10 protein-coding genes and 2 tRNA genes are annotated in these 13,055 nt (G+C 65.1%); 1 reads left to right on the top strand and 11 read right to left on the bottom strand.

The genetic code is table 11. From position 1 onward, the window contains the following. Positions 1–121 precede the first annotated feature (121 nt). From AC5RVN_RS03200 to AC5RVN_RS03175, 6 genes are all read right to left on the bottom strand, one after another. A tRNA-Glu gene (locus tag AC5RVN_RS03200) sits at positions 122–197 on the bottom strand. Between the two features lie 137 nt (positions 198–334). Continuing rightward, a tRNA-Gln gene (locus AC5RVN_RS03195) sits at positions 335–406 on the bottom strand. 166 nt (positions 407–572) lie between these two features. After that, positions 573–1,310, bottom strand: coding sequence for an HAD family hydrolase (locus tag AC5RVN_RS03190; RefSeq protein ID WP_494137064.1), 738 nt, complete (start codon positions 1,308–1,310; stop codon positions 573–575). Then, positions 1,310–2,824, bottom strand: a complete 1,515-nt coding sequence (gene gltX / locus AC5RVN_RS03185) for a glutamate--tRNA ligase (RefSeq protein WP_494137063.1) — start codon at positions 2,822–2,824, stop codon at positions 1,310–1,312. Before gltX ends, AC5RVN_RS03190 begins: the two co-directional genes overlap by 1 nt. Positions 2,825–2,873: 49 nt before the next feature. Then, the gene (locus tag AC5RVN_RS03180; RefSeq protein WP_494137062.1) at positions 2,874–3,650 is read right to left on the bottom strand and encodes a fumarylacetoacetate hydrolase family protein; all 777 of its coding nucleotides are present in this window, start codon (positions 3,648–3,650) and stop codon (positions 2,874–2,876) included. A 5-nt stretch (positions 3,651–3,655) separates the two neighbouring features. Beyond that, positions 3,656–4,492 carry an MBL fold metallo-hydrolase gene (locus AC5RVN_RS03175; RefSeq protein ID WP_494137061.1) on the bottom strand — a complete coding sequence of 279 codons (837 nt, stop codon included), beginning with the start codon at positions 4,490–4,492 and terminating at the stop codon, positions 3,656–3,658. A 125-nt stretch (positions 4,493–4,617) separates the two neighbouring features. On the opposite strand from AC5RVN_RS03175, the gene AC5RVN_RS03170 reads away from it, so the two are divergent. Then, positions 4,618–5,211: a hypothetical protein gene (locus AC5RVN_RS03170; protein WP_494137060.1), complete on the top strand. Its 594-nt coding sequence runs from the start codon at positions 4,618–4,620 to the stop codon at positions 5,209–5,211. A 90-nt stretch (positions 5,212–5,301) separates the two neighbouring features. Here the strand turns inward: AC5RVN_RS03170 and AC5RVN_RS03165 are convergent, their stop codons facing one another. From AC5RVN_RS03165 to AC5RVN_RS03145, 5 genes are all read right to left on the bottom strand, one after another. Beyond that, entirely contained in the window at positions 5,302–6,414 is a 1,113-nt protein-coding gene (locus AC5RVN_RS03165) for a branched-chain amino acid aminotransferase (RefSeq protein ID WP_494137059.1), read from the bottom strand. A gap of 103 nt (positions 6,415–6,517) precedes the next feature. Continuing rightward, positions 6,518–7,570, bottom strand: a complete 1,053-nt coding sequence (locus tag AC5RVN_RS03160) for a 3-isopropylmalate dehydrogenase (RefSeq protein WP_494039987.1) — start codon at positions 7,568–7,570, stop codon at positions 6,518–6,520. Positions 7,571–7,746: 176 nt separating this feature from the next. Then, the gene (metG, locus tag AC5RVN_RS03155; RefSeq protein ID WP_494137058.1) at positions 7,747–9,306 is read right to left on the bottom strand and encodes a methionine--tRNA ligase; all 1,560 of its coding nucleotides are present in this window, start codon (positions 9,304–9,306) and stop codon (positions 7,747–7,749) included. A gap of 33 nt (positions 9,307–9,339) precedes the next feature. Beyond that, positions 9,340–10,095 carry an ABC transporter ATP-binding protein gene (locus AC5RVN_RS03150; protein WP_494039989.1) on the bottom strand — a complete coding sequence of 252 codons (756 nt, stop codon included), beginning with the start codon at positions 10,093–10,095 and terminating at the stop codon, positions 9,340–9,342. After that, positions 10,092–12,890, bottom strand: a complete 2,799-nt coding sequence (locus AC5RVN_RS03145; protein WP_494039990.1) for an FtsX-like permease family protein — start codon at positions 12,888–12,890, stop codon at positions 10,092–10,094. The genes AC5RVN_RS03150 and AC5RVN_RS03145 overlap by 4 nt, the downstream gene beginning before the upstream one ends. Positions 12,891–13,055 lie beyond the last annotated feature (165 nt).

Here is a 13,055-nt window from a genome sequence, read left to right as displayed (position 1 = left end):
CCCAAACAGCACACCTCGGGGAAACCCACGATGTGCTGTCCGGAAAAGGGGGCCAGGGCGGGGAGGTGAGCATCCGGGCAAAGAAAAATGGCCCCGGGCGTTTGCCCGGGACCATTCTTGCTGGTGACCCCAGCGGGATTCGAACCCGCGTTACCGCCGTGAGAGGGCGGCGTACTAGGCCGCTATACGATGGGGCCGTGTACTGTCGGTACTTCCAACCAACGTTTCCGCTGGTCAAGCTCAGTGATTGTTTCACACACTTCGCTGTGGTTTCAAATCGGCGGACCGTCCGAAACCTTCTGTTTTCGGCCCATGTGCAGGGCTCCAAACAGAGCTGGGATACCAGGACTCGAACCTAGAATGACGGTACCAGAAACCGTAGTGTTGCCAATTACACCATATCCCAATAATACTTTCGGGCCGGTTTTCAGGGCGTTTACCCTGCTCCGTGCGCCTCAGCACGAGAAATTACTTTACCCGAGACTTCCGGCTCGCACAAATCGGGCATTCCGGCCCCTGCCGCCGAAAGGTGTGCGGGCCGCCGGAGTGGCGGCGGCCCGCACAAGGCGCCGCTACGCGACTAACCCTTCAAGGGAAGAGACCGAGTTGCCCTCGAACCCCGCCGCGGGCTCCCCCGCCCGGTTGAGCCAGACACCGAGGAGGCCTGCCGCCGTCGAGCCCTCGGCGTCGAGGAGGCGGTTGTCTCCTACGTACAGGGTGTCGGCGGCGTTGGTGCCCAGGAGCCGGACGCCCTCAAGGTAAATGGCTGGATCGGGCTTAGCCACGCCGAGGGTGTCCGTTCCCACCAGGCGCCGGACCCGCCCGAGTCCTGCGCCGTCTAGTTTGGCCCGCTGGTAGTCATGGACGTTGTTGCTGACGGCCCCGTAAGGGATGCCGGCCGTGTCCAGGAGGTCCAGGAGCGGAATCACGTCCGGGAAAGGCTTTACGTAGGCCGGCTGTTTTTCGATGTAGGCGCTGAGCCACTGGTGCGATTGCTCGCCCTCGCCGAGCTCAAGGCCGAAGTGGCCCAATGCCGCCCGGCCGCGCAACAGCCGCTGTTCGTTAAACGTCAGTTCGCCGGCGAGGTAGCGGTCGTAGTAGTGCGTGGTCTCGTGCGTGAAGATGCGCCCGAACCGCTCCCAGCCGGCCTGGTCAAGCCCCGGCAGGAGGTGTTCGCTGACCTCCCGCAGAGCCGTGGTCATGGAGTATTCGAGGTCGACCAGGGTGTCATCGATATCGAAGAGCACTCCCCGGACGGTACCGAAGGGCGTGGCCAGCACTGCGCCGCCTGCCCGGCTGGGAGCTTCCATCAGCCGCGGAACGCCTGCAGCCGGCGGAGGGAGGACTCCTTGCCCAGGATCACCATGGACTCGAACAGCGGTGGCGAGATCCGCCGTCCGGAGACTGCGGTGCGCACAGGTCCGAACGCCAGGCGGGGTTTGATGCCGAGGTCCTCAACAAGTGCCTGCTTCAGCGCGGTCTGGATGTTGTCCAGGGTCCACTCCTCCACCGGTTCGAGCGCCGCGATGGCTGCGTCGAGTACTTCGGGCAAGTTTTCCGGAAGTCCGTTGCGGGCGTCGGCGGCGACGTCGATGGCGTCGTCGGCCTTGAAGAGGAACGCCAGCATCTCCGGCGCCTCCCCCAGCAGGGTGATGCGTTCCTGGACCAGCGGTGCGGCTTCGGTGAGGATCTCCTCTTCCCGGTCGGTCAGGATTTCCCCCACCAGGCCGGCTGCGCGGAGGTAGGGAACCAGGCGCTCCCGGAAAACTTCCGGGGAAAGCATGCGGACATGCGTCCCATTGATCGCCTCGGCCTTTTTCAGGTCGAAGCGGGCGGGGTTGCCCAGCACGTCATGGATGTCGAAGTGCTCCACCAGCTGTTGCACCGTGAAAATGTCCTCGTCCGCGCTGAGCGACCAGCCCAGCAGTGACAGGTAGTTCAGCAGGCCCTCGGGGATGAAGCCCCGCTCCCGGTGCAGGAACAGGCTGGATTCGGGGTCGCGCTTGGAGAGCTTTTTGTTGCCCTGTCCCATGACATACGGCAGGTGGCCAAACTCCGGCATGTACTTTGCCACGCCGACCGCGTGCAAAGCCCGGTAGAGGGCAATCTGGCGCGGAGTCGAACTGAGCAGGTCCTCGCCGCGGAGGATATGGGTGATGCCCATCAGGGCGTCGTCAACCGGGTTTACCAGCGTGTAAAGGGGCGCTCCGTTGGCGCGGACCACCGCGAAGTCCGGGACGGATCCCGCACGGAAGGTGATCTCACCGCGGACCAGGTCGTTGAACGTGATGTCCTCGTCCGGCATCCGCAGGCGAAGGACGGCTTCGCGGCCTTCGGCCTTGAACTGGGCGAGCTGCTCCTCCGTCAGGTGGCGGTCAAAGCCGTCGTAGCCGAGCTTCGGGTCGCGGCCCGCCGCACGGTGCCGCGCCTCGATCTCATCCGGGGTGGAGTAGGACTCGTAGACGAAGCCGCCCTCCCGGAGCCGGCCAATGACGTCCTGGTAGATATCGCTCCGCTGCGACTGCCGGTAGGGCTCATGCGGCCCCCCGACTTCCACGCCCTCGTCCCAGTCGATGCCCAGCCACTTCAGCGCGTCCAGCAGCTGGTGGTAGCTTTCCTCGCTGTCGCGCGCGGAATCCGTGTCCTCGATCCTGAACACCATGGTGCCCTTGGTGTGCCGGGCATAGGCCCAGTTGAACAGGGCCGTGCGGATCAGTCCGACGTGGGGCGTGCCCGTGGGCGAGGGGCAAAAACGGACCCGGACGGGAGTGTCCGCGGTGACGGGCGGGATGGAGGCAGCATTCGGTGCAGCAGCAGTAGTCATAGTGGCTTCAACTTTACCGTCTGCCGCCAGGGGTCACGGCGGAGAAAAGTCAGCGGCGGACTATGGGGTTGGACAAGCGGCCGATGCCCTCGATCTCCACCTCGATGCGGTCACCCGCGCTCACCAGGCCCACGCCGGCCGGCGTCCCGGTCATGATGACGTCGCCCGGCAGCAGGGTGAACGCCTGGGAGACCACAGACACAAGTTCCCGTACGCCCCTGATCATCTGGCTGGTGCTGCCGTCCTGCCGCAGCTCTCCGTTCAGCCGGGACTGGATCTGTACATCGTCCGGATCAAGTTCGGTCTCAATCCATGGGCCAAGGGGCGCCGAGGTGTCGAAGCCCTTGGCACGGGTCCACTGCAGGTCGCTCTTCTGGACGTCCCGCGCTGTGAGGTCGTTGCCGCAGGTGTAGCCAAAGATGACATCGTCCACGCGTTCCTCCGGCACGTCCTTGCAAATCCGGCCGATCACCACGCACAGTTCAGCTTCGAAGGACACTTCTTCAGAGAACTCCGGCAGCACGACGGGATCGTTGGGGCCAATGACGGCGGTGTTGGGCTTCAGGAACAGGAGCGGCTGGGCAGGAACCTCGTTGCCAAGTTCGTGTGCGTGCTCCACGAAGTTGCGGCCGACGCCAACCACCTTGCTGCGGGGAATGATCGGGGCAAGCAGCCGGACGTCTTCGAGCTTGTGGCGCACAGAGGTGCGCTCCACCCCGTTGAAGAAAGGGTCTCCGTGAATGACAGTGATCTCCTCGCTGCCCGTTTCACCTTCCACCACGCCGTACAGGGGATCAGAATCGACAACAAACCTGGCAATACGCATGGCTCCTACCCTACCGTCCCGCCAAGGCTGCCTGGGTCCTGGCTACCGCCGGCCCGCTCCGCCCGCAGGTAGTGAAGCTGTGCCGCAACCGACGCAGCGGCAGCGCGCCGCACGGAAGGGTCGACGCCGGCGTAGACAACATCCGTGACGTCACCGGCCGGTGCGTCCGGGCCCAGTTGGTCCAGTGCCGTCCGGACCTGCGCCAGCCGTTCGAGGCGATGGATGCGGTAGTCCCGCACGACGGTGGCCAGGGACGGCAGCACCGGACCGTGGGCCGGCAGGACGGTGGCCGGCCCCAGCAATTCCAGCCTGTCCAGGGCGGCCAAGTAATCACCGATGGTCCCGTCCGGGTAGTCGATCATGGTGGTGCCGCGGCCGAGGATGGTGTCCCCCGTCAGTACTGAACCGTTTGGGCCGTCGGCGGGAAGGTGGAAGCACACCGAATCGGATGTGTGTCCGGGTGTCGCCGTTACCATGACGTCCATGCCTGCCATCCGGATCGCCTCACCGTCCTGCAGGGGGTTTCCGGCGCCGAGGCAATGGTCGGGATCTGCGGCACGGACAGGAGCGCCGGTCAGCTGATGCAGGCGCGCGGAACCTGCAGTGTGGTCGGTGTGCCGGTGGGTGATGAGGATCAGTTCAACAGGGCCGGTACCGGCAAGCGCCCGGAGGTGCTCCTCATCCAGCGGGCCGGGGTCCACTACTACGGTGCCGGGACTGCCGGCCGCACGCAGCACGTAGGAGTTGGTGCCCTCCAGGCTCATGGGGCCCGGGTTGGGTGCCAGGATGAACTGCGTCAGGGCCGAGCTGCGCTGGAGGACGGGGCCGGAAGCTGAAGTCACCACCCCATCCTTCCACCGGCACGCGCCGGTTGCCCTTCTGCGCGGTGGAATAGAACTGACGGCGAACCGGGTTGAGCACCAGTGAAGACCACCTGATGTCCACAAGGAAGCCGGAACTAGACACCATGAGCACCACCACGCTTGCAGATCTCCTCGCCGAAGCTGACGCCGCCGGCCACGACCACGCGGCAACCGAGAAGAACAGCGGACTCCAGCACATCCACAACCACGCTACGGGCAGCATTGTGTGGTTTCCCACGTGGAAGAAGTTCCGCGAGACCAGCGATTGGCGCGAGGTAGTCGACGCTTACGCCAAGGACCTTGCGTCAGGTTCAGAGGCGGTGGAAGAAGCGGCCGCCCGTTCCGTCGCCGGGGAATTGGATGCTCTCCTGAAACGCGCCGCGGCAGCGAGTGACGCGAATACCTTTGTCCAGGACAACCTGACCAGGCACCTGACCCGGACCTGGGCTGTCTCCGACGCCGTCGCGGAAGTAACGGGCAAGGCCCTGCCCACGGGAAGCACTGCGCCGTCCATATTCGCCGATTACCCCTATGACGTCTACGCCCAGGACGGCGGAGCTTTCGCCACCGCTTTGTGGAATGACATCATCGACGCCCGCCGCAACCGAGCACTGGCCGAAGAAGCAGAGCGGAAGGCCCTCAAGCCTGTGTCCCGGAAGGCCTTGAAAAACGCCGCCTGGAAGGCCGCGCGCCGCTGATTTCTTCCGCGGGACCAGAGCAGCACAGTGCAAAGGCGCCTGCCGGGCAGAAGCCCGGCAGGCGCCGTCGTACGTTCTTGAAAGGGTGGCCTACGCGAGGCGCGTGAGCCAGCCGTGCGTGTCGGGAACCGTTCCGGTCTGGATGCCCAGCAGTTTTTCGCGGATGGCCATGGTGGTCTCGCCCGCTTTTGCATCGTCGGAGCCGATGAACTCGGTGGCGTCCTTGAGGACCCCGATCGGGGTGATGACGGCGGCGGTGCCACAGGCAAAGACCTCCGCGATATCGCCTGAGGCAACACCCGCCCGCCACTCGTCCAGCGTGATCTTGCGCTCGGCGACGTCACGGCCCATGTCCTTGGCCACCTGAATAACCGACATCCGGGTGATGCCTTCGAGGATGGTCCCGGTCAGCGCAGGCGTCACCAGTGAGCCGTCCTTCATGACGAAGAAGACGTTCATGCCGCCAAGTTCTTCGACCGCGTTGTCGTTGAACTGGTCCAGAAAGAGGACCTGCTTGCAGCCGTTGGCTTCGGCTTCCTGCTGGGCGATGAGCGAAGCGGCGTAGTTGCCCCCGCATTTTGCATCACCGGTTCCGCCGCGGCCCGCGCGGGCGTACTCCCGGGAAATCCAGATGGAAACGGGCTTCAGTTCGCCGCCGAAGTAGTTGCCGGCCGGCGAGGCGATGACCCGGAAGGAAACCTCCCGCGCAGCCCGTACGCCCAGGAAGGCTTCGGTGGCGATCATGAACGGCCGCAGGTAGAGGGCTTCGCCGTCGCCGCTGGGCACCCATTCCTTATCGGCTGAGACGAGTTCGCGGATGGCGCCAAGGAAGTACTCTGCCGGCAGTTCGGGCAGCGCAAGCCGGCGGGCGGACTTATTAAGGCGGGCAGCGTTGGCCTCGGGACGGAAGGACCAGATGGAGCCGTCGGCGTGGCGGTAGGCCTTCAGCCCTTCGAAGATTTCCTGGCCGTAGTGCAGCACCGCAGCTGACGGGTCAAGGGAAATGGGGCCGTACGCCTCCACGCGGGCATTGTGCCAGCCGCCGTTGCCGTTCTCGTCCACGACGTAGTCAACGATGGCGGTGTGGTCGGTGAAGTGGTTGCCGAATCCCGGGTTGGCCAGGATTGCTGCACGCTCTTCAGCAGACTTCGGGTTGGCCGAGGGCTGCTGGCTGAATTCGACGCCATGGGCGGTCTGAGTCATGGTTCCTCCACGATCGGCCGCCTGGCATTTCAGCGTTGAAAGGCAAGGCAGCATTTGGTGATTCGAGACAAGCTTACGCCCGATGCCGGAAGCCCTGGCGCGGTCAGAGACCGGCGGCGATGGCGTCGCCGACGGCACTGGTGGTGCGGGCACCGCCGTCGCGCTTCTCGACGTCGGCAACCACCGCAGCCTCGATCCTGCGGGCCGCGCGGGTGTAGCCAAGGTGGTCCAGCAGGAGCGCCGCAGACAGGATGGCCGCGGTGGGGTCGGCCTTGCCCTGGCCGGCGATGTCCGGAGCTGACCCGTGGACGGGTTCAAACATGGACGGTGCGGTGCGGTCCATGTTGATGTTCCCGGAAGCTGCCAGGCCGATGCCGCCGGTGACGGCTGCGGCGAGGTCCGTCAGGATGTCGCCGAAGAGGTTGTCGGTGACGATCACGTCAAAGCGGGAAGGGTCGGTGACCATAAAGATCGTCGCGGCATCCACGTGCAGGTAGTCGTGCGTAACCTCCGGGAACTCCTGTGCCACGGCCTCCACCGTGCGCTTCCAGAGGTGGCCTGCGTAGACCAGGACGTTGTGCTTGTGGACCAGGGTGACGTGCTTCCGCTCCCTGGCACTGGCGCGGCGGAAGGCGTCGCGGACAACGCGTTCAACACCGTGGGCGGTGTTCAGCGAGACTTCCGTGGCCACCTCATGGGGGGTTCCTGCACGGAGCGTGCCGCCGTTGCCGACGTAGGGGCCTTCGGTGCCTTCGCGGACCACGATGAAGTCAATGACGCCGGGGTTGGCCAGTGGGCTGCCGACAGTGCCGTAAAGCCGGGACGGCCGCAGGTTGACGTAGTGGTCCAGGCTGAAGCGGAGCTTGAGCAGCATCTCGCGCTCGATGATGCCGGAGGGGATCCGGGTATCGCCGGGGGCAGCTCCAACGGCACCGAACAGGATCGCATCCCTGGTGCGCAGATCGGCCAGGACATGGTCCGGCAGGGTTTCGCCGGTTGCCAGCCAGTGCTCTGCGCCGAGCTTGTAGTGGGTCTGCTTGAGCTCGACGCCCTCCGACGCGGCAGCCTTCTCCAACACCTTAAGTGCTTCTGCAATGACCTCCGGGCCAATGCCGTCGCCGGGAATAATTGCAAGATCGATGGAGGATGCGCTCATGCTTTCAGCGTAGCCAAGACATCCATATGCTGGTCAAGCTGTCTCATTATTCGAAACGCTGAGGCGACGCTCTCTCACTTACTGCAGGAAAACAGCGGACGCTCTCTCACCGGCGATTCAGGGGTGACAGGGCGTCCGCGGAAAACCCGGATTGAGTGAGAGCGCGTCCCAGCGGCCTACGCGCCCGCGGGCTCCTCGTACTTGGGGAACACCGGCGAAGGTGCCGGCAGGTCCGTCCCCGCTTTGATCGGCGTGCCGATGTCGGAGAACTGGCGGGCCTCCCCTTCCGGCTGGCCGAGGCTGGCAAGGAGCGCCGCTGTGGCGGCGGGCATGACCGGCTGCGCAAGAATGGCCACGATCCGCAGGACTTCCAGCGTCACGTACAGCACGGTGTTCATGCGTTCGACGTCGGTTTTCCGCAGCACCCACGGCGCCTGCTCGGCGAAGTAGGCGTTGGTGTCGCCCAGGACGGCCCAGACCGCTTCGAGGGCACGGCTAAATTCCTGCTTCTCGAACGCTGCCCGCGAAACGTCAAGGAGGCCACCGGCCTGCGCCAGGATGGCGTCGTCCTCAGCGGTGAACGCGCCCGGGACAGGCACCTTGCCCCCGCAGTTCTTGGCCACCATGGACAGTGAGCGCTGTGCAAGGTTGCCAAAGTTGTTTGCGAGGTCAGCGTTCATGCGGCCGACGATTGCGTCGTGGTTGTAGCTGCCGTCCGCGCCGAAGGGCACTTCCCGCAGGAAGAAGAAACGTACCTGGTCAAGGCCGTACTGCTCCACGAAGTCTGCCGGGGCCACCACGTTCCCCAGCGACTTGGACATTTTGACGCCGTTGTTGTGGAGGAATCCGTGGATCATGACCCGCTTGGGCAGGGCGAGGCCTGCGCTCATCAGGAAGGCGGGCCAGTAGATGGCGTGGAACCGGGAAATGTCCTTGCCAATAACGTGGACATCCGCCGGCCAGTACCTACGGAACTTTTCTGAATCGACGTCGGGGTAGCCCACGCCGGTGAGGTAGTTGGTCAGGGCGTCCACCCATACGTACATGACGTGTTTGTCGTTGCCCGGGACCGGTACGCCCCAGTCGAAGGTGGTGCGGCTGATGGAAAGGTCCTCCAGGCCGCGCTTGACGAAGCTGATGACCTCATTGAACCGGTACTGCGGGGCACCGAACCCGGGCTGGGCCTCGTAGAGGGCCAGCAGCTTGTCCTGGTAGGCGGAAAGCCGGAAGAAGTAGCTCTCCTCGGCCGTCCAGGTCACCTCGGTGTCCGTCTCCTTCGAGTAGCGCACGCCGTCGTCCTTGACCACGGTGTCGTCCTCGACGTAGAAGGCCTCGTCGCGTACGGAGTACCAGCCCTCGTATTTGGAGAGGTAGATGTCCCCGTTGGCTTCCATCTTTTTCCAGATGGCCTGCGAGGCAGCGTAGTGGTCCTCGTCCGTGGTGCGGATGAAACGGTCGTACGAGATGTCCAGGGCCGCATGTGCCGCCTTGAAGACCTCGACGTTCCGGTCCACCAGCTGCTTGGGCGTGATGCCTTCCTTTTCGGCGGTTTGGGCGATCTTCATCCCGTGCTCGTCGGTGCCGGTCAGGAACATCACGTCATACCCGTCAAGCCGCTTGAAGCGCGCCATGGCGTCCGTGGCGATGTACTCATAGGCGTGGCCGATATGGGGCACCCCGTTGGGGTAGGTGATGGCCGTGGTGATGTAGAACGGCGTTTTCTGTGAAGCAGTCACGGGTGGACGTTACCTTCGGTGCGGAGGGACAGGCTAGATCAGTTCGGTCAGGGAGTCGCTGAGCCGGACGAGTTCGTGGTCGTGCGAAGCCACCAGGACTGCTATGCCGTCCGAGGTGGTGTCCTTCAGGATGCTGATGATGCGGTTTGCCGAGGCACGGTCCAGGCTCGCCGTAGGTTCGTCCACCACCAGGACCCGGGTGCCCAGGATCAGGGCACGGGCGATCGCGACGCGCTGGCGTTCGCCGCCGGACAGCTGGGCGGGGCGGTGCCGCATGCGGCGGCCCAGGCCCACGAGGTCCAATAGGTCCTTTGCCATGTCGCGGCGCTGTTCCACTTCCCCGTCCGGTACAGCCGGCAGGAGCACGTTCTCCAGTGCGCTCATTCCGTCGATGAGCGCACCGCCCTGGTCCACGTACCCGATGAGTGCTCGACGGCGGTCGGCAATTTCGTCGTCTCCCATGCTCTCAAGGGAATCACCTTCCCAGAAGACACGGCCCGACGTCGGCAGGGTCAGGCCCGCGCCGACCGTCAGGATGCTGGTCTTTCCGGAGCCGCTTCGGCCGGCGACGCAGTGCATCTCACCCGCGTGCAGCGTGAGGTCGAAGCCTTCCACTACGCTGACTGCCTCGGCCCCGCCCTTGCCGCCGCCGTAGCGGATGGTGATGTCGCTCAGTTCCAGCGGCGTTTCGTGGTCAGCTTCTTTGACGATGGTGTTGGCGCGCGTCTGCAGGGGGACGTCGCCGGAGCCGCTCCTGCGGCTCCGCTGGACATTGGTCTGGTTTGTCATTGGACCACTTTCGTTGCAATCGGTATCCAGCAAAGTACAGCCACGAGGCCGGCTACGCCTGCCCACAGCGCGGCATAGGGGGCCAGCAGCAGGCCAATGCCGAGGGCGCCCAGCACGCCCAGGGGCAATGCCACGCTTCCCACCAGCGCGTTCTCGAAAAGCCGGACCTGGCGGAGCATGTCCGGGTTCCACCCCATGGCTTCGAGGATGCCCAGGTACTGCCGCTTGGCGTGAAGCTCAAAGCGCCCGGTCACCAGGGTCAGGACGAGTCCCACCACCACGCCTGCGAGGGCAAGGAGGATGCTCGGCAGCGCCACGCTGGCAGCAGCGAGCCCGCTCAGTGCACTGGCGCCGGCAGCGCGGGGGATGTCGATCAGCAGGGCGATCAGTCCGCCCACGGCGGCACCGAAGACTCCGACGGCAACGGCCAGGGCAAGGGTGTTGAACTTGTTGGTGCCCAGCTGGCGGTTCGCGAAGGTCAGCGGTGAGTCCACCGGAATAAGGCGCTCGTCGTGCTGCGGTTCCTGGTCGATGACGTCGCGGTGGCGCAGCTGCCGGGCTGCGAAGAATGCAGCACCGGCGTACAGGACCAGGACGGCAACGCACACGAGGGCTGTTGTGAGGCTCCAGCTGACCAGGCTCAAGACGAGGCCTGCCACGGCAAGCAGCACCGCACCCACACCGAACTCCTCCAGCACCCAGCTGCGGATGCGGCGCTGGGTCCAGCCCATGGCGCGCAGTGTTCCCGCTTCGTTCCGGCGCTTGCGGATGTAGCTCACGGTGGAGGCACCGGTGAGGAGGGCAGCCCCGCACAGCGTCAGGAAGAGCAGCGTGATGTTTGTTCCGGAAAGCGAACCTGTCACGGCGTCTGCCGCGTTCTGCCTGACCCATGACTGCTGCACGGTGCCCAGGTCGGATTCCTTGCCGGCGTCGTCCTTTGAGTAGCCGGGAACGAAGATGCCGGTTTCCTCGCGGGCGGACCCGGCAACGATGGTGGCCTCCAGTCCCATCCCGCGGATCTCGGTGGCCAGCTTTTCAACGTCCGGCTGGGCTTCCTTCCAGCTGCCGGGTGCATCGGCGCGGACGCGGACGGCGTCGATGACTGCTGCGTTTTCCTTGTAGCCGCGCGCAGCGGCGAGCCCGTAGTAGTCGGTGATGGCACCGGCGGACTGGCTGGCCAGCCCGGTGGCGCTCAGGGACGGCTTGAGCCCGGCAGCGGCGACGTCCTTGCCCTCGGCGTCCTTGACCAGGGTGAAGGGAGCGGGGTCGTAGCCACCCAACGGAAGCTTGTTGACGTCACCGGCGGCCGCTGCCACTGCGGAAGGATCGAAGGTTCCGTAAACCATGGCGAGCGGGGCTGCCGCCTTCTGCTCCCCCGTCTCCAGGTTCTCCCGGTAGGAGCGTTCGTCCACCGGCTCGCGCTGGGTCTGGTCCACCGGGGTGCCGTTGGCGCTCTTTTCGGGCAGCCGGTTGACAGTGACCCACTCGCCCGGGACTGCGTTCTTGTCGACGGCGCCATTTGCTGCGGTGCCGCCGTCAGTGTACTTAGGGGCGGCCGCGAAGTCGGTGCTCCACTTCGCGGGAGTGTAGAGCCCCTGGTTGAAGTTGCCGGTGGCGCCAAGAACGGAGGAGTGGTCTGTGGAGCCGGGCCAGGCGAGAACGAAGGGGTCTTTCGAAACAAACGGCAGGTAGTCCTGGTCCAGTGACTGCGAGACGGTTCCGACGTCCTGGACCACCTTGCCCGCGTCGTCGATTTCCTCAATCTTGACGTTGTACTTCAGGTCCAGGGACGTGCCCGAACGCACAATGAGGGGAATGGCCTGGGAATCGGCGGTCAGCTGGCCGGTGCGCTTGGCCTGCTGGTACTGCGTCATCAGGGGCGCCCAGTACTTGAGCTTCACACCCAGGAAGTCCGGGCCTTCTTCCAACTCGTCCAGGCCAATGCCGTTGGTGAAGAGTCCTTCGAAGTAGCGGCCGATGGCTCCAGCATCACGCGCGTCGGCGGGCGGGGCCTTTTCCAGCGGGGCGAGGAAGTCGCCGGCGGAACCAAGGAGGGCCCGCTCGGCAGCGGGATCGACGGCAACGACGGATTCGGTGACCTCCGGGGCCAGGGGCAGCGACACGGATACGTTGAACAGGTTGTGTTCGGATCCGCCGGCCGGGGCAGGGAACTTGACGCCCGTTTCGCCTTCGGGAGCGGCAATGCGGATGCTGCTCCCCCCGGCGGCCCGTTCCTCGACGAGTTTCGCTTTGCCCAGCGTCCCTTCGGCAGTGGACTTGAACAGCGTCTGTTCCGAAACACCGTCGGAACTGACGGCACTGGCAGTCAGGCGGTACTTCTTCGCCTTATCGCTGAGGACAGACTCGGCCGCAGGCCAATCGGCCGGCGCGGTGGCGCCGGCAGCCTGGTCGGCCGTCGCGGTGCCGGCAAGCCCGGCGTTGTAGCCCAGGTAGTCCATGGCTTCCAGCCGCGGCGCCTCGAGGTTCTGCGTCACCCGCGACACGAGGCTGATAGGCGCTGCCACCGAGGTCCCGGACAGCTTCCGGATGGCTTCGAGTTGTTCGAAGCTGATGCCGCCGGTGCCGTTGGCGATTTCCGGCTGCAGCAGCGCACCCGTCGGCGCCTTTGCCTGGACCAGGATGTCGTAGAGCCCCCGCGAATTTTCATCCACCGTCCGGCTGAGCGCGGCTTGTGACTGGCTTTGGACGAGGACCGACAAGCACATGGCTGCGATCAAGATGGCCGCGGTCAACAGCAGCACTCTGCTTCTGATGAACCTCTGGACGGCGTTCATGGAACTCCCTGAGACCTGGATTGCGTGCGCACATTCGAGACCGCGCCGGGCGGACGGGGAAATTTACGGACGGATGTGCAAAAGGTATTGGCCGGCCTGCCGGCATGGTCCTGAACCAGGACCCAGCCATTGTAAGCAGACCGGCCAATCATACGTGGCCCCGCC

Source organism: Arthrobacter sp. sptzw32 (genome assembly GCF_059089735.1).
This window is presented reverse-complemented; position numbering and strand designations above follow the sequence as displayed.